Source organism: Sphingomonas kyeonggiensis (assembly GCF_014196745.1).
Classification (GTDB): Bacteria; Pseudomonadota; Alphaproteobacteria; order Sphingomonadales; family Sphingomonadaceae; genus Sphingomonas; species Sphingomonas kyeonggiensis.
Window position 1 is genome coordinate 73,747 of sequence record NZ_JACIEH010000005.1, and the last position, 20,533, is coordinate 94,279.

The following is a 20,533-nucleotide window of genomic DNA, read 5'->3' on the forward strand; positions in this document are numbered from 1 at the left end:
GGCAGGCGTGATGGAATCGGGCGCGGCTACGGACGAAAAGCTTTGGAGCCCGCGCTTCCTCGCCCTGGCGGCGATGGAGTTCTGGGAGCGCTTCGCCATGTCCGGCATGAAGTCGCTCCTCGTGCTGATCCTGGTCGATCATGTGCTGGCCGGAGACCTGTCGCGGGTGCTCGGCGCCACCGCCATCCGGGATGCGAGTACAGCCCTGTTCGGCAAGGTCTCGACCACCGGCCTCGCCTCCCAGCTCTATGGCTATGCCAATGCGCTGATCTATCTCGCGGTCCCGATCGGCGGACTGGTCGGCGATCTGGTCGGCAGCCGGCGACGGATGGTGGGCATCGGCGGCGCGCTGATGCTGATCGGGCTTTCGCTAATGCTACTCGATAGCACATTCCTGATCGGCCTCATCCCCTTCGCGATCGGGACCGGGCTGCTGAAGGGAAATCTCTCTGCCCAGGTCGGCCTGCTGTTCCGCGACGAAGCACAGCGGCGGCGCGGCTATGCGGTGTATCTGGGCTTCCTCAACGCGGGCATCATCTGCGGGCCGCTGACCTGTGGCGCGCTGGCGGTATTCGCTGGCCCAGCCTATGCGATCGGCGCAGCAGCACTCGCGCTGGCGGTCGGCCTGGTCTTCTACGCCCGCAGCGGCATCGAAGTGAACGCAGTGGAGACGGCCGAGGCCAGCACCGTCTCCCGGATCGATCCGCTTGCGGCGACCGCCCTGCTGATCGTCGCGCTGATCGCGGTCTATCTCTGCTATTCGGCCTATGACCAGCTCAGCAACATCTTCCTGGTCTGGGCGCGCGGCCATATCGACCTGCGGCTGGGCGGATGGGCGATGCCGGTAGCCTGGTTCCTCTCGCTCGACGGTGCCTTCACCCTGGGACTGATCGCCTTGTCGCAATGGGGCATGCGGGCGCTCGAGCGGCGCGGCATCGCGATCGACGCGGTGACGCAGATCCTGCTCGGCAGCCTGCTCTGTGCCCTCGGCTATCTAGTCCTGGCGATTGGCGTGGCGACCAGCGGCGGCGCCTCGCTGAGCCTGGCATGGGCACTCGCCTATCTGCTGCTGGTCGATGCGGCGATCGTCCTGGTCTGGCCCTCGGGGCTGAGCCTCATCGCCGGCATCGCCCCGGGCCGGCTGGTCGGTCTGTGGATGGGGCTGTTCTACCTGCACGGCTTCTTCGCCAGCCTGTGGGTAGGGTTCAGCGGAGTCTTCTACGAGCGCATGGCGGCCGGCCAGTTCTGGCTGCTCCACGCTGGCGTGGCAGGGGCCGGCGCGCTGCTGATGCTCGCCGCCGGCCTGCCCCTGCTGCGCGCCGCCCGCACCCGTCAGGCGATCACCACCTCGGCGTGAGCAAAGGCCTTGGCATAGTCGTTGTCGAGCGGCTGGTCGGTCACCAGGATGTCGACATCGGCGAGCGCCGCGGTCTGGACCAGCGCATAGCGCCCGAACTTGGAGGAGTCCGCCGCCAGCAGCACCCGCTTCGACGTGGCATAGGCGATCCGGCTCATCTCCGCCTCGCCCGGATGGAAGTCCATCAGCCCGCGTTCGATGCTGATCCCGCCGACCGACAGGATCGAGAGATGCGGCGAGAAGCCGCGGACATATTCCTGCGCGCTGTGATCGGAAAAGGCACGATAGTCGTAGTCCATCTGCCCGCCGGCGAGGAACAGCCGGTTGTTGTTGATCCCGCCCAGATCGTTCGCGACGCGCAGCGAGTTGGTGATGACGGTCAGCGAGCGCCGCTCGACCAGCTGGCGCGCGATGAAGCAGCTCGTCGTGCCGGAATCGATGAACACGATCCCGCCATCGGGCACGAACTCGGCCGCGGTGGCGGCGATGCGCTGCTTGGCATCGGCATTCTCCTCCATCCGCTGGTGGAGCGGCCCCTCGAGCACCGGCGCGGCGATGCGCGCGCCGCCATGCTCGCGGATGATCACGCCCTGATCCTCGAGCGCACGCAGCTCGCGGCGGATCGTCTCGTCCGACACCGCGAGATCCATTGCCAGCGCAGTAACCGACAATGTGCGCCCGCTGCGCAGCCGCGAGATGATCTCGCGCTGGCGCTGTGACCTCTTCTCTATCGCTCCCTCCATCGCTGTCTCCGCTGGTTGCGCGGAGAGACATGCTGGGCACCAAAGTTTTTGCAAGCAGGAATGCCGGGGCCGGCACGAACCGGCCCCGGTTTGCGCGCCTCAGAAGCCGAGGCGGGCAGTCAGCCGCATCGAGCGCGGCGCCTGGTAGTTGACCGGCGAACGGTAATCGGGGTTGGTCGAGCCATCCCCCTGCTCGCCGAAATTGTTGTACGACGTCACCGACTTGCTGTTCAGCACGTTGAAGATGTCGACACGGATCGAGGCATCCACGCTGTACGGCAGCGGCAGGCGGAGCGACGCGCTGACGTCAATCTGGGTGCGCCAGTCGCCGTTGAACGCCGTGCCGCGCGGGATCAGCTTGCCCTGGCAGTAATAGCCGTAACCGCGATAGGTGTTGGCATAGGCATCGACGCTCAGCGGCACCGCGCCGATGCAGCTGTAATGCTGCGGCGACTGGACCACGGCGTTGGCGCCGACGTCGAGCAGATCGTTCAGGCGATAGCTGCCATAGGCCTTGAAGTTGTGCCGGCGATCGCTGGGCAGATAGCCATAGGCGCCGTTGACGAAGCCCGGCGAGTCGAAGTCCGCGGTGCGGTTGATCGCCAGCTGGCCATTCTCCGAGCGGACGCCGCCCTCGTAATTGCCCTTGTTGAAGGCGAGCGTGTACGAGGCCGAGAGGCTCCACTTCTGGTCGAAGGTGCGATCGAAGGTGAGCGTCACTGCGTCATAGTTGCGGCTCGGTTTGGGATAGCCGAGGTCCGATGCCTTCAGCGTCACCGTCGGGGTCGAGCCGTCGGGCAGCGAAGCGAGCTGCACGGTCACGTCGCGGCCCGGATTGGCGATGACGAACTGGCGGCCGCCCGGGAACGACGCCTGGCACTGCGCCGCCGTGAAGCCCTTGGTCATGCAATAGGCGCGGGCGCCGATATCAACCGAGATGTCCTCGATCACGTCCTTGAGCCGGCGATGCGTGAAATAGGCGCCGATGCGGACATGGTCGGCGAACTGGTGCTCGGCGCCGAAGATGAACTCATTGTCCGACTGCGGCTTGATGTTGCTCGCGATCGCGCCCGAGGGGTTGAACGCCGAACCATCTGCCGAGACTTCGCAATTGTTCACCTTGGTGTCCGGGCAGGCGGAGGTGTTCGCCACCGTCAGGATCGGGGCGCCCGCTACGGGCACGTTGCCTGCGCCGCTCGTGCCGGTGAAGAAGTTGTAGCGGGTATAGGTGATCAGGCTGCCCGCGACGTTCAGGTTGATGTCGCCGGCCATCGGCAGGTAATATTGCGCATAGGATCCGAAGATCTTGGTGCGCCCGTCGCCCAGCGGGTCGAACGAAGCGCCGACGCGCGGTGCCCAGAGATTGCCCGATTCGAAGAACGACTTGCCGTTCACGCCCTGGTTGCTGAAGCGGTCGTTGCGCAGGCCGAGGTCGAGGCGCAGCCGGTTGTCGAACAGCGACCACTGGTCCTGGATGTAGAAGGCCTCGTTGCGGACGTGCGCGGTGCCGTTCTGGGCATAGACGCGCGTCGTGTAATATTGCGTGCCGACCGCCTGGCCGATCCGCGCCGCCGATTCCGGGGTGACGGTGTAGATCTTGAACGCGCCGCCGCCGATCGTCTCGAAGTTCTGGACCTGCGTATCCTTCTCATGGTCGTAGCCGACGCGGACATGGTGGCTGCCCAGCAGGTGGAACTGCAGGTCGACGTCGCCGCGGTAGAATTCGCGCTCATTGTCGGTCTTGCTATAGGCGTCGGTCACCTTGTTGGCGCCGATCTGGATGCCGGCCGGATCGGTCCGGTAATCGGTCACCTGCGGGTTGGTGATGTCGAGCGGGACGTTGCCCGAGCGCAGCTTGTTGACGCCGTACGCGCCCGACACGGTCAGCCAGGGCGTGATAGTGCCGGTGTAGCGGCCGACATAGTTGGCGCCGCCCGAGCGGGCATCGGTGCCGCCGGTCTTGCCGCCCAGCGTGAAATTGGTGCGATTCCAGCTCTGGCTGCGGTTGCGGGTCTCGTTGGTGGTGTCGAAATAGGTGAACTCGAGGTGATGATCGCCGGTGATATAGGCGTCGACCTTGCCGCCCCAGAACGGGCTGGTGTTGACCGAGCTGGTCGCGTTGTTCTGGTTCGCCGACGGCGTCATCGAACGGATGTTGCGGAAATTGTAGAGGCCGTAGACGAACAGGTGATCCTTGATGATCGGGCCGCTCGCCTGGAGGATCAGCTCCTGCCGGCTCGCCGTCGCGTGGCGATAGTCGGTGGTGCGGGTCGAGGGCGAGGTGCTGCGCAGGTCGTTCGGCTCCCACAGGCCGGTGACGCTGGCATGATACTGATTCGAGCCCGACTTGGTGGTGGCGACGACATAGCCGCCGGTCGCGCGACCGAACTCGGCGGGGGCGCCGCCGGTCTTCACTTCGACGGTCTCGTAGAAGTCGAACGGCACTTCGGTCGGCTGGCCGCCCGAGACGAAGTCGGTGACGTTCAGGCCGTTGATGAAGAAGGCGTTCTCGGTGAATGCCGCGCCGGCGACCGAGACCTGGTTGGCGAAGCCGCCGTTCGAGGGCGAGCTGCCCTGCACGGTGCCCGGGGTCAGCAGCATCACGTCGCGCAGCGAGCGGCCGATCGGCACGCGCTGGGTGAGCGAAGCGAGGTTGATCGTCGCGCCGACGGTGGTGTCCTGGAAGTCCGCGGTGCGCTGGCGCGATCCGTTGACGACGATCTCATTGCCTGCCTGCGCGGCAGGAGCGAGGCGGAAGCTGTTGGCGCCGCCGGTCTCGCGGGTCAGCGCGATCGCGTTCTCGGTATAGGTCGCATAGCCTTCCGCGCTGACCGAGAAGTCGTAATTGCCCGGGGTGAGCTGCGGGAAGGTATAGGCGCCCGAGCTGTCGGTCGTCACCGAACGGCTCACGCCCTTGTCCGACGAGGTGATCTTCACCTCGGCGCCGGCGAGCGGCGTGCCGTCCTCGGCCGTCACCCGGCCTGACGCCGCGATGTTGGTATAGTCCTGCGCATGCGCGGACGGGGCGGCAAGGATCACGGCCGGAGCCGTGGTGCTGAGCATCAACAGCGCGCGCAGAGCTGCGCGCGACGAAAGTCGCGTGTGGCGGAGCATTGGAACCCCCAATGGTGATCGAAAACCTGCGGCGCGGTGAAACCGTGCCGCGAGGGCGCCCTATGCGGGGGTCGTGGAGTTTTTGTGACAATCGGGCATAAAATACACAAAATCTCGCAAACGGGCCTGCCCTTGCCTGATCGCAGCCCTGAAGAACGCCCAGCCCCGTCCAGGGATCCGCGTGTCGGCGCCTCGCCCAGTCTGCCGGTGAAGAAAGAATCGCGGCTCAGCCTTGATGAAATTTGATTAGTTAGCTATCTAACATAAATGACTCGGACCAACCTCCGCCGCGACGTGGCGCGCACCATGCCCCAGGTGAGCCGCGGCTGGCGCCAGCTTGCCGATGCCGCGCTCGCCGATTTCCGAATCTCCAATTCGATGGGCTGGTGCCTGATCCATCTCGACCGGCTCGGCCCCGATGCCCGCCAGACCGATCTGGCGCAGGAGATCGGGATCACCCCGCCCTCCACCGTCGCCGTGCTCAACCAGCTCGAACAGGCCGGTCTGGTCGAACGCGTGCCCAATCCCGACGACAAGCGCTCGAACCGGCTGCTGCTCACCGACGCGGGCGCCGCCCTGGTCGACAAGATCGAGGAGCGCTTCGCCGTGCTGCGCCGCGAATTGTTCGATGGCGTGCCGGAGGAAGATATCGCGACGATGCTCCGGCTGCTTGAGCTGCTCAACACCCGCATCGCGGAGCGGCGGGGCTGACCATGGGCCAGAAGTTCGGGCTCCCGACCGCGTTGTTCGCGGTGAAGTGCTATGTCGCGGCGATGCTCGCGCTTTACGTGTCGCTGAGCATCGGGCTCGAGCGGCCCTATTGGGCATTCCTCACTTCGTTCATCGTTGCCCAGCCGCTGGCCGGCGCGGTGATCTCCAAGGCGCTGTTCCGCCTGATCGGCACGTTCGTCGGCGGCGTGGCCGCGATTGCCATGGTGCCGCCGCTCGTCAACGCACCCGAGCTGCTCACCCTGGCGATCGCGAGCTGGCTGGCGATCTGCGTGTTCGTCTCGCTGCTCGACCGCACGCCGCGCGCCTATATGTTCGTCCTCGCCGGCTATAGCGCCTGCATCATCGCGCTGCCGAGCGTCGATGCGCCGGGTGAGATCTTCACCGTCGCGATCCTGCGCGTCCAGGAGATCGGCATCGGCATCCTGTGCAGCAGCCTGGTCCACGGCGTGGTGCTGCCCGGATCGATCAGCCGGCTGCTGCTCTCGCGCGTCGACACCATGCTGGGCGATGCCGAGCGCTGGTCGCGCGACGCGATCTCCCCCCATCCCGGGCCCGAACTGGAGGCCGAGCGCCGCCGCCTCGCGCTCGACGTGACCGAGCTGCACCAGCTCTCGATCCACCTGCCCTTCGACCCCTCGCGCCTCGCCCCGCGCGTGCGCACCGTCCGCGCCCTGCAGGACCAGCTCTCGATGCTGCTCCCGCTCGGCGCCGCGGTGCAGGACCGGCTCGAGACCTTCCAGACCAGCGGCGGCACCGTCTCGCCCGAAGTCGCCGGTTTGATCGAGGACAGCCGCGCCTGGCTCGCCGCGCCGGAAGCCGACCTCGCCGAGCGCACCGCAAGCGCGGAAGCACTGATGGCACGCTGCGCAGCGCTGGAGCCGGAAGCCGGGCCCGAGACCGGATGGACCGAAATGCTCCGCTTGAGCCTGCTCGCCCGGCTGAGCGCACTGATCGCCGTGCACCGCGACTGCCGCGACCTGCGCGACCAGCTGATCACCCATAGCCGCCAACCGGTCACCCCGCGCGTCGCCGAGCTGCTCGGCGGTCGTCGCAACCGCGAGCTGCACCGCGACTATGCCGGCGCCGCGCGCGGCGCGTTTGGCGCCTTCATCACGATCGTGCTCGGCTGCGCGCTGTGGATCGGCAGCGGCTGGAGCGACGGTTCGACCGCAGTGATGCTCGCCGGCGTGTTCCTCGCGCTTTTCTCGGCCTTCGACAATGCGCTGGGGCCGCTCAAGGCGTTCATGATCGGCACGCTGATCGCCACGGTCCTAGGCGCTATCTACGGCTTTGCCGTCTTCCCGCTGCTCGACGGCTTCTGGATGCTCGCCGCCGCGCTGGCACCGGTGCTGCTGATCGGCGGCGCGCTGATGGCCTCGCCACGCTATGGCGGGATCGCCCTGCCGACGATGATGGGCATGGGCAGCCCCGCGCTGATCGCCGCGACCCAGACCAGCGACTTCGCCGCCTATGCCAATGGCTCGATCGCGCAGCTGGTCGGCACCTGGTTCGCGATCGTGATGACCGCGCTGATGCAGGCCGCCGGCGCCCATCACGCGATCCGCCGCACCATCCGCGCCGGCTGGGCCGATATCGCCCAGCGCGCCAACCTGATGCGCGCGCCCGATGTGCGCGGCTGGATCAACCGGATGCTCGACCGGATCGGGCTGCTCGCCCCACGCCTCGCCGCGATCGGCCAGGACGGCGGGCGCCCGCTCTACGATGCCCTGCGCGACCTGCGCACCGGCGTGGCGATCGGCGAGCTGCGCCAGTTGCGACTGGACCTGCCCGCCGATCAGGCGGCGCCGCTGACCGAGGTGCTCGCCGGGGTCGCCGACTACTACCGCCGGCTCGATCCCGATGCACCGCCCCCCGCGGCCCCTGCCCTGCTCGACGGCATCGACCATGCCATCGCCGCCATCGCCGACAACCCCCAGCCGGCGGTTCGCCGCGAAGGCACGCTCGGGCTGGTGAGCCTGCGCCGCAACCTTTTCCCCGAAGCCGATAGTTACCGGAGGGCCGCATGATCGGCGAAGTCTCGCTGGACGGCGTCTACCTGCCGACGCTGTTCGTCCTCGCGCTCGGCGCCCTTGCGCTCAGTTTCGTGCTCACCCGGCTGATCGGTGCCTTCGGGCTCTACCGCTTCGTCGCTTATCGCGCGCTCGTCGATCTCAGCCTGTTCGTGCTGAGCCTCGGGCTGCTCGCCTTTCTCGTCCCGTTCTTTGGATTGCGTCTATGAAACGTTTCGCCCTCCCGCTGGCGCGCAGCGCCGCCACCATCGTCATCGTCCTTGCCGCGATCGCCGTGGCGGTGTGGATGTGGAACCATTATGAACGCAGCCCCTGGACGCGCGACGGACGGGTACGCGCCGACGTGGTGCGGGTGACCCCCGATATCGGCGGGCTGATCACCACGGTCGCGGTGCACGACAACCAGCCGGTCAAGGCGGGCGACCTGCTCTTCGTGATCGACACGCCGCGCTATGCGCTTGCACTCGAACAGGCCAATGCCCGGGTGGCGAGCGCCAGGGCGACGCTGGCCCAGGCCCGGCGGACCTCGCGGCGCGACCTGGCGCTCGGCGACCTGGTCGCGACCGAGGCGCACGAGCAGAATGTCGCCGCGGTCTCCACCGCCGAAGCCGCGCTCGCCCAGGCGATCAGTGCGCGCAACGCCGCCGCGCTCGACTTGCGGCGCACCCAGGTCCATGCCTCGGTCAACGGCGTCGTCACCAATCTCGACCTGCATCCGGGCGACTATGTCTCCGCCGGCAAGCAGGCGATGGCACTGATCGACCGCGACAGCCTGCGGATCGAAGGCTATTTCGAGGAGACGAAGCTGCCGCTCGTCTGCCTGGGCGCCCCGGTGCAGGTGCGACTGATGGGCGAGAGCAGCGATCTGACCGGCCATGTTGACAGCATCGCCTATGGCATCAACGATTCGACCCGCAGCGACAGCGGCAACCTGCTGCCCACCGTCCAGCCGACCTTCTCCTGGGTGCGGCTCGCCCAGCGCATCCCGGTGCGCGTGCGGCTCGACAAGGTGCCGGCGGACATGCGGCTGATCGCGGGCCGGACGGCAACCGTGACCGTCCAGCCGGCCGATCCCAAGGCCAAGCAGCCGGTGGCGTGCCACCATGCGTAAGCCGCTCGCCGCCTCGCTGCTCGCGCTCGCCTTGGCCGCCTGCGCCGCCGCCGGCCCCGACTATCATCCCCCCGAGACCTCGGCAGCAACCGCACCGAGCGCTACCGGCCCGTTCCTCTCGGCGGTCGGTCCCGGCATCGACGGCACAGCGCCGCTGCCCGATCACTGGTGGCGGCTCTATGCCGACCCCCAGCTCGACGGGCTGATCGAGCAGGCGCTGTCGGCCAATACGGATCTGCGCGTCGCCCAGGCCAATCTGGTGCGCGCCGAGGCGGTGCTGCGCGAGGCCGATGCCGGGCGTGACGTGACGACCGGCATCTCGGGAGGCACCACGCTCGCCCGCCCCTCTGGGACCGGCACCGACCTGCCCGGCACTGTCGCCTATAATTTCGGGATCAGCGCCTCCTATCCGATCGACCTCAACGGACGCCTTCGCCGCGCGATCGAGGCCGGACAGGCCGATGTCGACGCAGTGGAAGCCGCGCGCGACTATGTCCGCGTCAGCGTCGCCGCCGCGACCGCCCGCGCCTATGGCCGGGTCTGCGCCGCCAATTACCTGCTCGGGGTCAATCGCAAGGTGGTGGCGCTCCAGCGCGACACGCTGACCGCGACGCAGCGGCTGTTCCGTGGCGGGCGCGGCACCGCGTTCGACGTCAGCCGCGCGCAAGTGGCGGTCCAGACCAGTGAGGCGGCCCTGCCCGCCTTCGAGGGCCAGCGCCAGTCCGCGCTCTATCTGCTCGCGACCCTGCTCGGAAAGCCGCCAGCGGATTATCCGCGCGAAGTCGCCGACTGCGCCGTGCTGCCGAGCCTGCGCAATCCGCTGCCGACCGGCGACGGCGCCGCGCTGATCCGCCGCCGGCCCGACATCCGCCAGGCCGAGCGCAAGATCGCCGGCGACACCGCGCGGCTGGGTGTCGCCACCGCCGCGCTCTATCCGCAGGTGAGCATCGGCGGGTCGCTGGGCCTGTCCGGGCCGCTCAAGGACATTGGCGGAGGCACGTCGTTCGGGTTCAGCCTGGGGCCTCTGCTCAGTTGGTCCTTCCCGAACCGGCCCGTGGTGAAGGCGCGGATCGCCCAGGCCGATGCCCAGGTCCAGGCCGACCTCGCCGGGTTCGACGGCACCGTGCTCGAGGCGCTGCGCCAGACCGAGACCGCGCTCGAGACCTATCGCCGCGATGCCCAGAAAGCCGATGCCCTGGCCAAGGCGAGCGGCAGCGCGGCGCAATCGGCGGCACAGGCGCACAAGCTGTTCCGCTTCGGTCGCGGCGACTTCCTGTCGCTGCTCGACGCGCAGCGCAGCTATGCGAGTGCCGAGGTCACCAGCGCGGCAGCACGGGCGCAGCTGCTCGACGACCAGCTGGCAGTGTTCCTCAGCCTGGGCGGCGGCTGGGAATAAGCGAAGTGCGCGGCGATCGCTCGCCGCGCACTCCAGGGTTCAGGCCGCGTCGACCAGGACGATCTCGGCGTCCTCGAGCGCAGTGACCTTCAGCACCGCGAGGTCGCTGATCGCCGCGCCGTCCCGGGCATTGACCCGGATGCCGTCGATCTCGATCGCGCCGCTGGCAGGGACGAGATAGGCCTTGCGGTCCGCGCCCAGCGCATATTCGGCGGTCTCGCCGGCCTTGAGCGTGGCACCCACCACCCGCGCATCGGTGCGGATCGGCAGCGCGTCATTGTCGTTCTCGTAGCCCGAGGCCAGGGTGACGAAATGGCCCGAGCGATCGCCCTTGGGGAAGGGCTTGGCGCCCCAGCTGGGGGCCTCGCCGTCGCGGGTCGGCACGATCCAGATCTGGAAGATCCGGGTGGTCACGTCCTCGAGGTTGTACTCCGAGTGGCGGATGCCGGTGCCTGCGCTCATCACCTGAACGTCGCCCGCCTCGGTGCGGCCCTTGTTGCCCAGATTGTCCTGGTGGGTGATCGCGCCCTCGCGGACATAGGTGATGATCTCCATGTCGCGGTGCGGGTGCGGCGGGAAGCCGGTCTGCGGTGCGATCGTGTCGTCGTTCCAGACGCGCAGATTGCCCCAGTGCATGCGGGCGGGATCATGATAGCCGGCGAACGAGAAATGGTGCTTGGCATCGAGCCAGCCGTGATTGGCACCGCCGAGGCTGTCGAAAGGGCGAAGTTCGATCATCTTGTGTCTCCGTGAGGGCGGAAGCGACCGCCCTTGTGGGAGTGGATCTAGTGCTTGCGGACTTTCTCGTTCAGAGGGATAAAATCCGCCGAAACGTTCGAGGAAATAGAATAGTGAACAACCCGGGCACGCCGACCTTCGATCAGCTGCGCATCTTCCTGACGATCGTCGACACGGGCAGCTTCGCGGGAGCTGGACGCAAGCTCAACCGGGCGGTTTCGGTGATCAGCTACGGCATCGCCAATCTCGAGGCGCAGCTGGGCGTGATGCTGTTCGACCGCGAGGGCACGCGCAAGCCGCAGCTCACCGTCGCCGGCAGGGCGCTGCTCGCCGAGGCGCGGAACATCTCGGACGGGATGGACGGGCTGCGTGCCAAGGTGAAGGGACTGCTCGACGGGCTCGAGGCGGAAGTGAGCCTGGCGGTGGACGTGATGCTGCCGGCAGAGCGGCTGGGGAAAGTGCTGCGCGCCTTCGCCCGCGAATATCCGACGGTGCAGCTGCGCCTGCATGTCGAGGCGCTGGGGGCGATCACCGCGCTGGTGCTCGACCAGGAGGCGTCGATCGGCATTTCCGGGCCGCTGTCGGCCGGCGTCGAGGGGATCGAGAGCATGATCGCGGGATCGGTGCCGATGGTGCCGGTGGCGGCGCCGGATCATCCGCTCGGCCGAATGGAGATCATCCAGCCGGGTGCCGGGCGCAACTACACCCAGCTGGTGCTGACCGACCGTTCGCGCTTCACCGAGGGGCAGGACTTCTCGGTCACCAGCACCAAGACCTGGCGCCTCGCCGATCTGGGCGCCAAGCACGCGCTGCTTCGCGAGGGGATCGGCTGGGGCAACATGCCGCTGCCGATGATCGAGGCCGACCTGGTCGCGGGCACCCTGGTGCGGTTGGCCATGCCCGATCATGTCGGCGGCACCTATCGCTTCTCGGGCATCTGGCGGCGCGACACTCCGCCGGGGCCGGCAGCGTCCTGGCTGCTCGATCAGTTCGTCACGCTGGGCGCGCATGACGCCGAGCTGGCCGGGATGACCGACGTTTAGGCTCTTCTGCAGAATCGAGGAGCAACCGGCCCAGGGGACCGGCTGCTCCTGCCTTACAAGCGATGGGGCTCAGCCGCCCAGCGGTTCGCGCGCCGTGGGGTGGAGCGCACAGGCGGCAGTGCCGGCCAGGACGAGCGCACCGGCGAGGATCAGCGGCACGGTGAGCCCGTGGCGGTTGACCAGCCAGGCGCCGAGCGCCGCGCCGAGGAAGATCGCCGCCACGCTGGCGATGCGGCGCGGCCAGTTGGGATTGCTGCCGCCGGCGAAGTGCGAGTCCGCGGCCAGGCCGGTGAGCGTGAGCGTGAGCACGGTGGTGGTGAGATCGGGCACCTTGAGCTGGCGGATCGTCGCGTTGCGGAAGCCCATCGCCACGCCGGTAAGGGCGATGATCGCGAACACGCTGGCGCTGGGCGACTGGCTGGGGATGTCGAAGCCGATCGAGACGCCCGCGGCGATCCACAGCAATGCTGCCTCGACCAGAGCCGCGAGGATCAGCCAGCGGCCGAGCGGCAGGCCTGCGTGATGCTTGCCGATCCGCCCGGCGATCAGCGCACCGACCAGGAAGGCGGCGATCGCGGCAAGGAACGGCGCGACGCGGAAGCCCGGCGTGCCCGCGGCCGCAAAGCCGAGGAACACGATGTTGCCGGTCATGTTGGCGGTGAACACCTTGCCCAGCCCGAGCACGCTGATCGCATCGACCAGGCCGGTGGTGACGGAGAGCAGCAGCAGCAGCCAGGGCAGCGGCGAGGAGGATTTGGTGGCGGACATGGAGGGGCTCCCTTTGAATTGCCTGGAAACCCTAGGAAGCAGCGCCATCTCAAGGTATCCGAATTAAATGATCGGGAATGTTCGAGATTGTCGAACGATCGTCAGAAGCGGAAATTGGCCTCCAGCCCGAGCATCGTGATCGTCCTGGCCGGGCCGGTATCGCGGATGAACCGGCCCGGCACGAAGGCGGAGAGCGAGGCGGACAGCTCGAGCTCGGGCGTGGCCTGCCAGGCGATCGTCGCCTCGGCTTCCTTGCCGATGAAGCGGGCGTTGCTGGCGCCGGGCGCGCTGATCAGGTTGCCGGGGATGTCGTACACGCCGTCGCGGCGGCTGTAGCGCCAATAGGCCATGGCGGCGAGGCTGGCCGAGACGGTCTTGCCCAGGCTGGCGCTCACCCGCGGGTTGAGGTTGACGATGTTGGTCGGGCCGACCGGCGAGAGCTCGCCGAAATACTTGCCCTTGGGGAACAGCGCGTTGAACGTGCCCAGTGTCCCGTCTCCAGGCCTGCCGTCGCCGCTGACGATGTTGAAGCGCAAGGTCGCGTCGGGGGCGAAGGGCGCGTCCGGAAAGCTGCGGCCGATTTCGGTACCCAGAGTCCAGGCGCGGATCCGCTGGTCGGCGAAGCGGCCGAGCTGCGCGACGCCCTCGACGTTCCAGTGCCAGTCGTCGCGCATGCCATGCGCCCGCACCCCGAAGCTGTGGCGGGTCTCGCCGCCGGACACGCCTCCGAACCGGGCCAGATCGTTGCGATAGCCGAGATAATAGAGGTCGATCCCCGGCAGCACCGCATAGGCGCCCCAGAGCGATTTGGTATCCGAAGTGCGGTCGTCGAAGCTGTGCGGGCCAGGCTGGACCGGGCGCACCGCGAGCAGGCTGACCTGCGCCTTGCCGAGCGTGACATCGGCGCGGGCACCGTCGAATGCGAGCGGCACATTGGGGCCATAGCGGGTGCCGACCAGCCGCTCGGTGCCGAGCGACAGCATCTGGCGCCCGGCGCGCAAGGTCACCGGGCCGAGATCGACTTCGCCGAAACCCTGCAGCAGGTCGACGCGCGTCTGGTCTACCGGTCCCGCCGCCGGCGCCACGCTCGCCGCATAGGCGACGATCGGCTGGACGAAGGCACGGGCCCGGCCGACATGGAGATCGGCATAGGGCAGCGCGCGCAGCCAGACATAGCCATCGTCGGGCGCATCAGCCCCACCCCAGAGATTGTCGCGGTAGTTCTCGTTCCGCGCGCGCAGCTCGATGCCGGTGGAGAGCCATGCATCGTCGCCGAGCGGGATGTACTTGAACGGGCCGGTCCAGTGATGGGCACGCTTTTCCGCGTCCTGAAGGTCGGACCAGTCCTCGTCATAGCGGGTGATGCTGAGGGTCGGGGCCTGCCAGGGTTCATGGTTCTGGGCGGCGGCAGGGGTGATGGTGAGGAGCAACAGCACAAGAGCGCACCCTATTCCTCCCCCGGAGGGGGAGGGGGACCGCCAGCGAAGCTGGTGGTGGAGGGGTAGCGCGCCACAAGCTTTGCCGCCCGTGGAGATTACCCCTCCACCAGCTTCGCTGGTCCCCCTCCCCCTCCGGGGGAGGATTGTAGCAAGCCTACCCACGCCGCCGCTCCCGCTCGGCGACCAGCGCCACCAGCACGAAGCCGCCGATCAGGCCGAGATGCTCGAAGAACGCGTTGGTCGCACCAAAGCGCTCGGCGCTGCCCGGGGCCATCGTCCAGAAGGCATTGGCCGTGATTGCCGCGAACAGGGTGAACACGCCCAGCATCCCTGCCCCCAGCCAGACCAGCCGGCCGCTCAGGATCAGCGCGGGGCCGGTCAGCTCGACCGCGATGGTCAGCGCTGCCCAGAGCGCCGCCGGCTGCATGCCGAAATGGGCCTGCTCGGCGACGGCGCCGTGCCAGTCGGTCAGCTTGACCACCCCGCCCAGCAGATAGGCGCCGCTTAGCGCGAGCCGGGCGAGGAACCAGGTGGGGTGCCAATCGAGAATGGCGTCGATGAAGCGGGGCGTGCTCATCGCTCAGTTCTTCGCGGCAGCGGCGTGGATCTCGGCGATGTAACCGCCGGGGAAACGGACGATCGCGGCATCGCGGTCGCCTTCGCGGTGCGCCGGCACCAGGGTCTCGACACCAGCCGATTTGGCCTTGTCGAGCGTGACGGTGAGGCTCGACACCTCATAACCGGTCATGTCGCGGCCATAGGGCCAGGGCAGCTGCCCGTCCGACACCATCACCGTCATCTTGCCATAGCCCGAGGTAAGGCGGACGCGGCGATAGGTCTTGCCCGGCTGGCCGATCTCGACGCCCGGCGCGGCCTTGTCGTCCGACACCAGCTTGGCGTGCGCATAGCCGCTCCAGCTCTTGAGGAAAGCGTTCGCCGAGTCCGCGGTCAGGTAGATGCGGTTCTCCGGCACGGTGGCGAGCGGGGCATAATGCGGCTTGGTGGTGTGCCAGTAGAGCTGCATGTTCACGCCGCCCGGCCATTGCACGACCACGTCGCGGCCGATCGGATCCGGGAAGGTGGTGAGCAGCCGGCTGGCGCCATGCTTCACCGCGGAGGTGACCGCGGCGTCGATGTCGTCGACCAGATAGCCGGTGCGCTCGGCGCCGAACGGATAGGGCACCGGGGTGACGAAGCCGAACACCGACAGGATGCCTACGGGCGTGAGGACGAGCTGCGAGTTGGTCTGGCTGGTGGTCGGGGTGACCTGGAACACGCCCTTCGTGGTCGCGGTGCCGCCGAAGGTGGCGGTCACGCTGGTGACGAAGCGGTCGAAATCCTCTGGCGCGACATAGACATGGGTGGAGTCATATTCCGGGCCGATCGCGTGGTCGGCGGTGGCGGCCGCCCTGGGGGCCTGCTGGGCGAAGCCGGTGACGGGGGAGACTGTGACCAGTGAGGTGGCGATCATCAGGGTGAAACGGGTCATGGCGGGTGCTCCGGGTTGGAAGGGGCTGTGTTGCGAACACATGTTTAGGCCGCAGGACTCCCTCCATCGATCCGAATAAGATCGACGATTACGTTCCATATTTTCGAATGATCGCCGGTCCCTCCTCCACGGAAGGACCGGCGCATGGGATCAGACGGCCCAGCAGCCGCAGCCGAGTGCGCCCCAGAAGCTCTGGACGTCGGCGGCAGGGACCTTGGCACCGAGCGCCGCGGCATGGTCATGGCCATGGACGTTGCAGGCTGAGTGACAGGCGCAGGCGGCGGCGAACTTCTTGGCGTGCTCGTCGCGGCGATAATAGCCGCCGAACGTCGCCACCGGCGACCAGTCGGGCATCGCCTTGGGCGCCTTGGGTGCGAGCGGGCCGAAGTCCCCCTCCCCGTACACCACCTTGCCGCCGAGTACGGTGAGCACCGCGCGGAGATGGGCGATCTCGTCCTCGGGCACGGCGAAGTAATCGTCGGAGAGCAGCGCCAGGTCGGCGAGCTGGCCGGCCTTGATCTGACCCTTCTTGCCGATCTCGTTCGAGAACCAGGTGTTCTTCTCGGTCCATAGGCGCAGCGCCGTCTCGCGGTCGAGCCGGTTGCGGACCGGATAGAGCGCCAGCCCGCCGACCGTCTTCGAAGTGACCAGCCAGCTCAGCGACACCCAGGGATTGTAGCTGGCGACGCGGGTGGCATCGGTCCCCGCCCCCACCGGCACGCCGGCATCCATCATCCGCTTGATCGGCGGCGTCGCCTCGGCCGCCTTGGCGCCATAGCGCTCGACGAAATACTCGCCCTGGAAGGCCATGCGGTGCTGCACGGCGATGCCGCCGCCGAGTGCCGCAACCCGGTCGATATTGCGTTCGCTGATCGTCTCGGCATGGTCGAAGAACCAGTTGAGGCCCTTCAACGGGATGTCGCGATTGACCTTCTCGAACACGTCCAGGGCTCGGCTGATCGTCTGGTCATAGGTGGCGTGCATCCGCCACGGCCAGCGGCGCTCGGCGAGCAGGCGGATCACCGGCTCGAGATCGCCCTCCATCTCCGGCGCCATGTCCGGCCGGGGCTGGCGGAAATCCTCGAAGTCGGCGGCCGAGTAGACCAGCATCTCGCCCGCGCCATTGTGGCGATAGGTGTCGTCGCCGTCGCCCGGGCGGATCTGAGTCGACCAGCTGGCGAAGTCCTTCAGCTCTTCCTTCGGCTTCTGGGTGAACAGGTTGTAGGCGATGCGCAGGGTGAGATCGCCGTCCTTGTGGAGCTTCTCGACGATCTCGTAATCGTCGGGGTAGTTCTGCGAGCCGCCGCCCGCGTCGATCACGCTGGTGACGCCAAGCGAGTTGAGTTCGCGCATGAAGTGCTTGGTCGAGTTGAGCTGGTATTCGGGGGGCAGCTTCGGCCCCTTGGCGAGCGTCGCATAGAGGATCGTCGCGTTGGGCTGGGCCAACAGGAGCCCAGTAGGGTTGCCCTGGGCATCGCGCAGGATCTCGCCGCCCGGCGGGTTCGGGGTGTTGCGGTCATAGCCCACCGCCCGCAGCGCCGCGGCGTTGAGCAGCGCGCGATCATAGAGGTGGAGGATGAAGACGGGGGTGTCGGGCGCGGCGGCGTTGATCTCGTCGAGCGTGGGCAGGCGCTTCTCGGCGAACTGGTGCTCGGTGAAGCCGCCGACCACGCGCACCCATTGCGGCGGCGGGGTGTTCTCGGCCTGCTTCTTCAACATCGCCATGGCGTCGGCCAGCGTCGGCACGCCCTCCCAGCGCAGCTCCATATTGTAGTTCAGCCCGCCGCGGATCACGTGGATGTGGCTGTCGATCAGGCCTGGGATCAGGCGGCGCCCCTTGGCGTCGATCACCTTCGCGTTCGGCGCGGCGGCGGCGCGGACCTCGCCCTCGGTGCCGACCGCGAGGAACTTGCCGTCGCGGATCGCCACGGCGTCGGCGACCGGGTTCTCGCGATCGAGCGTGGTCACCTTGGCGTTGACGAGGATCAGGTCTTGGGCGGCGGTCATGGCGAAACTCTCAGGCATGGTGAACAGGGCGGTGGAAGCGGCGGCGCCGGCGAGCGCCTGGCGGCGGGAGATCGGGCTCATGGCCGGATTTCCGTGCGGAGGACAGCGGCCATCGCCGTGATTTTCTTGGCGAGCGGGACGACCTGCTCGCCGGCGAGGATCCCCGCCAGCCCGATCAGGGCAATCACCGGCGGGGCGGGAGAACGAACCCCGAGCAGGCTGTACACGATGCCGACCAGCAGACCGGCACCCAGCGAGAGAAGATAGGCTTTCATGGGGTTCGTCCTCCGTCTTGCGTCGATCAGGCCTGGATGAAGGCGAGCAGGTCGGCGTTCAGCACGTCCGCGTTGACCGTCAGCATGCCGTGCGAGAAGCCCGGATAGGTCTTCAGCGTCGCGTTCGGCAGGATCTCGGCCTGGAGCACGCCGGCATTCTTGTACGGCACGATCTGGTCGTCCTCACCGTGCAGCACGAGCGTCGGCACGGTGATCGCCTTGAGGTCGTCGGTCTGGTCGGTCTCGGAGAAGGCCTTGATGCCCTGATAATGGGCGAGCGCGCTGCCCATCATGCCCTGGCGCCACCAATTGTCGACCACGCCGTCGATCGTCTCCACGCCGGGGCGGTTGAAGCCGTAGAACGGGCCGGCGGGCAGATCGCGGAAGAACTGGGCGCGGTTCGCCGCCAGCGCGCTGCGCAGGCCGTCGAACACTTCGATCGGCAGGCCGTTCGGATAGGCTTCGGTCTTCAGCATGATCGGCGGGACCGCGCTAACGAGGACTGCCTTGGCGACGCGGCCCTGGGGCTGGCCGTGCCGGGCGACATAGGCCGCGACTTCGCCGCCACCGGTCGAGTGGCCGATATGGATAGCGTTGCGCAGGTCGAGATGCTCGGCGACCGCGGCGGCATCGGCGGCGTAATGGGCCATGTCATGGCCGAAATCGACCTGGGCGGAGCGGCCATGGCCGCGGCGGTCATGCGCGACGACCCGGTAGCCCTTTGACAGGAAGAACAGCATCTGGGCGTCCCAGTCGTCCGACGACAGCGGCCAGCCATGGTGGAACATGATCGGCTGGGCGTCCTTGGGACCCCAATCCTTGAAGAAGATCTCGACGCCGTCCTGGGTGGTGATGGTGCTCATGGGAATTTCCTTGGAATTTCGGGGGATTGGGCAAGGCTGGGGTGCGGCCGGGCCCGGGGGGCGAACCCGGCCGCGCGGGGGATCAGTGGCCGCCTTCGGAGGCGCCGAACATGGTCTTGGCGTAGGTGATGCCGATGCCATAGGCGCCGCCCAGCTTGCGGGCGATGCCGGTGGTCATGTCGTAGGTCTCGGTCCGCGCCCAGTCGCGCTGCAGCTCGAGCAGATACTGGAGCGAGGTGATCGGGCGGGCGCCGGCCTGGATCATGCGGGCGACGGCGCGCTCATGCGCTTCCTCCGAGATGTCGCCGCTCGCGTCGGTGATGACATAGGCCTCGAAGCCCTGGTCGATGGCGGAGAGAACCGGGCCGACGATGCAGACCGAGGTCCAGAGGCCGGCGAACACCAGGCGCTGCTTGCCGATGCGGTTGACCTCGTCGATCACCGCGGCGTCTTCCCAGGTGTTCATCGAGGTGCGGTCGAGCAGCTTCTGGCCCGGGAACGGATCGGTGACTTCGCTGAACATCGGGCCGGAGAAGCTCTTCTCGGCGACCGTGGTGAGGATCGTGGGGACTTCGAAGCCGGCGGCGGCATTGGCGACCAGCGCGGCGTTGTTGCGCAGCAGCTCGGGGGCGATCGACTTGGTGGCGAACGCCATCTGCGACTGGAAGTCGATCAGGACGAGCGCGTGATCGGTCGGGCTGAGCAGGGTCTTGCCGGGGGTCGGGGTGGCGATGGCGGTCATTTCGATTTCCCTCTTTGGTGTTTCGGTCCGGTTCGTTCCGGATGCACATCGGTGTAGGCCGCGCGATAACTTCGACACAGCCGGATAAGATTGTTCGGATTGTTCGAGAAAATCGAAAAGCCGGCACGATTGCTGCGCAATCCCGGCAAATGGGAGCGTCGACGTTCAGCCGCTCAAAAGGGCGCTAGCACTCCGGATCGGTGCAGCGGGTGACTTGCTGGCCGTCGCCCGCCTGGGCGGGGGCGTCCGGAACCAGGACCGTTTTCGCCGGCTCCTTCGCCGGAACCACCGGTGCCGCGGCGAGTGGGACGCGCCGGAGGCCGTCGGGCGTGGCCAAGGTGGCTGCGCCGGAGTCCAATGCGGTCAGCGTCCACCCCTGTTGCAGGGTCTCGTGCAGGCCGATCGTGCGTTCGCTGCCATCGGCCAGGCGGAACCGGCCGGTGGAGCGCGGGCCGTCCAGCACGACCCGGATCAGTTCGGGCGGTGCGAGCATCGGCACCGGCGCTGGCGCGGCCGCTTCAGGTGCGGAGGCAACCACGATCTCGCCACTCGCGGGCGGCGTATCGGCAGTGCAGAGCAGGAAGGCCAGCAGCGCCGCGGCGCCGAGCAGCGGCACGAGCAACAACAGGCTCTTGCGTGTCATGCGCGATCTCCGGAAATCGGGGCGCTCCGGCCGGCTTCGCCCG

At 67.8% G+C, this 20,533-nt stretch carries 19 protein-coding genes; 7 read left to right on the plus strand and 12 right to left on the minus strand.

Annotated elements, in window-relative coordinates; all coding sequences use genetic code 11:
* The first annotated feature begins 10 nt into the window (after positions 1-10).
* Positions 11-1,357, plus strand: coding sequence for a POT-type proton-dependent oligopeptide transporter (locus tag GGR46_RS23240; RefSeq protein WP_184000472.1), 1,347 nt, complete (start codon positions 11-13; stop codon positions 1,355-1,357).
* Here GGR46_RS23240 and GGR46_RS23245 read toward each other — a convergent pair.
* The gene (locus tag GGR46_RS23245; protein WP_184000473.1) at positions 1,333-2,100 is read right to left on the minus strand and encodes a DeoR/GlpR family DNA-binding transcription regulator; all 768 of its coding nucleotides are present in this window, start codon (positions 2,098-2,100) and stop codon (positions 1,333-1,335) included. The two genes, GGR46_RS23240 and GGR46_RS23245, sit on opposite strands and share 25 nt — an antisense overlap.
* A gap of 99 nt (positions 2,101-2,199) precedes the next feature.
* Positions 2,200-5,214, minus strand: a complete 3,015-nt coding sequence (locus tag GGR46_RS23250) for a TonB-dependent receptor (protein ID WP_184000474.1) — start codon at positions 5,212-5,214, stop codon at positions 2,200-2,202.
* A gap of 267 nt (positions 5,215-5,481) precedes the next feature.
* On the opposite strand from GGR46_RS23250, the gene GGR46_RS23255 reads away from it, so the two are divergent.
* From GGR46_RS23255 to GGR46_RS23275, 5 genes are read left to right on the plus strand one after another with little or no spacing between them, the layout of a single operon-like run.
* Complete coding sequence (locus GGR46_RS23255; RefSeq protein WP_184000475.1) at positions 5,482-5,925, plus strand: MarR family winged helix-turn-helix transcriptional regulator; 444 nt, start codon at positions 5,482-5,484, stop codon at positions 5,923-5,925.
* 2 nt (positions 5,926-5,927) lie between these two features.
* Positions 5,928-7,973, plus strand: coding sequence for an FUSC family protein (locus GGR46_RS23260; RefSeq protein WP_184000476.1), 2,046 nt, complete (start codon positions 5,928-5,930; stop codon positions 7,971-7,973).
* Positions 7,970-8,185: a DUF1656 domain-containing protein gene (locus GGR46_RS23265; protein WP_184000477.1), complete on the plus strand. Its 216-nt coding sequence runs from the start codon at positions 7,970-7,972 to the stop codon at positions 8,183-8,185. The genes GGR46_RS23260 and GGR46_RS23265 overlap by 4 nt, the downstream gene beginning before the upstream one ends.
* Positions 8,182-9,087, plus strand: coding sequence for an efflux RND transporter periplasmic adaptor subunit (locus GGR46_RS23270; protein ID WP_184000478.1), 906 nt, complete (start codon positions 8,182-8,184; stop codon positions 9,085-9,087). The genes GGR46_RS23265 and GGR46_RS23270 overlap by 4 nt, the downstream gene beginning before the upstream one ends.
* Positions 9,080-10,483, plus strand: a complete 1,404-nt coding sequence (locus tag GGR46_RS23275; RefSeq protein WP_184000479.1) for an efflux transporter outer membrane subunit — start codon at positions 9,080-9,082, stop codon at positions 10,481-10,483. The genes GGR46_RS23270 and GGR46_RS23275 overlap by 8 nt, the downstream gene beginning before the upstream one ends.
* Before the next feature lie 39 nt (positions 10,484-10,522).
* Here the strand turns inward: GGR46_RS23275 and GGR46_RS23280 are convergent, their stop codons facing one another.
* Complete coding sequence (locus GGR46_RS23280) at positions 10,523-11,221, minus strand: pirin family protein (protein ID WP_184000480.1); 699 nt, start codon at positions 11,219-11,221, stop codon at positions 10,523-10,525.
* Between the two features lie 113 nt (positions 11,222-11,334).
* Between GGR46_RS23280 and GGR46_RS23285 the strand changes: the two genes are divergently transcribed.
* Positions 11,335-12,264 (plus strand): LysR substrate-binding domain-containing protein, encoded by a 930-nt coding sequence (locus tag GGR46_RS23285; protein WP_184000481.1) that lies wholly within the window; start codon positions 11,335-11,337, stop codon positions 12,262-12,264.
* A gap of 69 nt (positions 12,265-12,333) precedes the next feature.
* On the opposite strand, the gene GGR46_RS23290 is transcribed toward GGR46_RS23285, so the two are convergent.
* From GGR46_RS23290 to GGR46_RS23330, 9 genes are all read right to left on the minus strand, one after another.
* Positions 12,334-13,032, minus strand: coding sequence for a YoaK family protein (locus GGR46_RS23290; protein WP_184000482.1), 699 nt, complete (start codon positions 13,030-13,032; stop codon positions 12,334-12,336).
* Between the two features lie 101 nt (positions 13,033-13,133).
* Positions 13,134-14,468: an alginate export family protein gene (locus GGR46_RS23295; protein ID WP_343058326.1), complete on the minus strand. Its 1,335-nt coding sequence runs from the start codon at positions 14,466-14,468 to the stop codon at positions 13,134-13,136.
* A gap of 157 nt (positions 14,469-14,625) precedes the next feature.
* Complete coding sequence (locus tag GGR46_RS23300; RefSeq protein ID WP_184000483.1) at positions 14,626-15,048, minus strand: DoxX family protein; 423 nt, start codon at positions 15,046-15,048, stop codon at positions 14,626-14,628.
* A gap of 3 nt (positions 15,049-15,051) precedes the next feature.
* On the minus strand, positions 15,052-15,960 hold the full coding sequence (locus GGR46_RS23305; RefSeq protein WP_184000484.1) for a glyoxalase: 909 nt from the start codon (positions 15,958-15,960) through the stop codon (positions 15,052-15,054).
* A gap of 150 nt (positions 15,961-16,110) precedes the next feature.
* Positions 16,111-17,985 (minus strand): amidohydrolase, encoded by a 1,875-nt coding sequence (locus GGR46_RS23310; protein WP_221262994.1) that lies wholly within the window; start codon positions 17,983-17,985, stop codon positions 16,111-16,113.
* A 59-nt stretch (positions 17,986-18,044) separates the two neighbouring features.
* Positions 18,045-18,242, minus strand: coding sequence for a DUF1427 family protein (locus GGR46_RS23315; RefSeq protein ID WP_184000486.1), 198 nt, complete (start codon positions 18,240-18,242; stop codon positions 18,045-18,047).
* A gap of 26 nt (positions 18,243-18,268) precedes the next feature.
* Positions 18,269-19,105, minus strand: a complete 837-nt coding sequence (locus GGR46_RS23320; protein WP_184000487.1) for an alpha/beta fold hydrolase — start codon at positions 19,103-19,105, stop codon at positions 18,269-18,271.
* An 82-nt stretch (positions 19,106-19,187) separates the two neighbouring features.
* Complete coding sequence (locus tag GGR46_RS23325) at positions 19,188-19,847, minus strand: hydrolase (RefSeq protein ID WP_184000488.1); 660 nt, start codon at positions 19,845-19,847, stop codon at positions 19,188-19,190.
* A 184-nt stretch (positions 19,848-20,031) separates the two neighbouring features.
* Complete coding sequence (locus GGR46_RS23330; protein WP_184000489.1) at positions 20,032-20,490, minus strand: hypothetical protein; 459 nt, start codon at positions 20,488-20,490, stop codon at positions 20,032-20,034.
* Positions 20,491-20,533: the final 43 nt, after the last annotated feature.

Excerpts from the sequence above, each read along its gene's own strand:
- GGR46_RS23240 (WP_184000472.1), top strand. The coding sequence starts at position 11 with ATGGAATCGGGCGCGGCTACGGACGAAAAGCTTTGGAGCCCGCGCTTC.
- GGR46_RS23245 (WP_184000473.1), bottom strand. The coding sequence starts at position 2,100 with ATGGAGGGAGCGATAGAGAAGAGGTCACAGCGCCAGCGCGAGATCATC.
- GGR46_RS23250 (WP_184000474.1), bottom strand. The coding sequence starts at position 5,214 with ATGCTCCGCCACACGCGACTTTCGTCGCGCGCAGCTCTGCGCGCGCTG.
- GGR46_RS23255 (WP_184000475.1), top strand. The coding sequence starts at position 5,482 with ATGACTCGGACCAACCTCCGCCGCGACGTGGCGCGCACCATGCCCCAG.
- GGR46_RS23260 (WP_184000476.1), top strand. The coding sequence starts at position 5,928 with ATGGGCCAGAAGTTCGGGCTCCCGACCGCGTTGTTCGCGGTGAAGTGC.
- GGR46_RS23265 (WP_184000477.1), top strand. The coding sequence starts at position 7,970 with ATGATCGGCGAAGTCTCGCTGGACGGCGTCTACCTGCCGACGCTGTTC.
- GGR46_RS23270 (WP_184000478.1), top strand. The coding sequence starts at position 8,182 with ATGAAACGTTTCGCCCTCCCGCTGGCGCGCAGCGCCGCCACCATCGTC.
- GGR46_RS23275 (WP_184000479.1), top strand. The coding sequence starts at position 9,080 with ATGCGTAAGCCGCTCGCCGCCTCGCTGCTCGCGCTCGCCTTGGCCGCC.
- GGR46_RS23280 (WP_184000480.1), bottom strand. The coding sequence starts at position 11,221 with ATGATCGAACTTCGCCCTTTCGACAGCCTCGGCGGTGCCAATCACGGC.
- GGR46_RS23290 (WP_184000482.1), bottom strand. The coding sequence starts at position 13,032 with ATGTCCGCCACCAAATCCTCCTCGCCGCTGCCCTGGCTGCTGCTGCTG.
- GGR46_RS23300 (WP_184000483.1), bottom strand. The coding sequence starts at position 15,048 with ATGAGCACGCCCCGCTTCATCGACGCCATTCTCGATTGGCACCCCACC.
- GGR46_RS23305 (WP_184000484.1), bottom strand. The coding sequence starts at position 15,960 with ATGACCCGTTTCACCCTGATGATCGCCACCTCACTGGTCACAGTCTCC.
- GGR46_RS23310 (WP_221262994.1), bottom strand. The coding sequence starts at position 17,985 with ATGCCTGAGAGTTTCGCCATGACCGCCGCCCAAGACCTGATCCTCGTC.
- GGR46_RS23315 (WP_184000486.1), bottom strand. The coding sequence starts at position 18,242 with ATGAAAGCCTATCTTCTCTCGCTGGGTGCCGGTCTGCTGGTCGGCATC.
- GGR46_RS23320 (WP_184000487.1), bottom strand. The coding sequence starts at position 19,105 with ATGAGCACCATCACCACCCAGGACGGCGTCGAGATCTTCTTCAAGGAT.
- GGR46_RS23325 (WP_184000488.1), bottom strand. The coding sequence starts at position 19,847 with ATGACCGCCATCGCCACCCCGACCCCCGGCAAGACCCTGCTCAGCCCG.
- GGR46_RS23330 (WP_184000489.1), bottom strand. The coding sequence starts at position 20,490 with ATGACACGCAAGAGCCTGTTGTTGCTCGTGCCGCTGCTCGGCGCCGCG.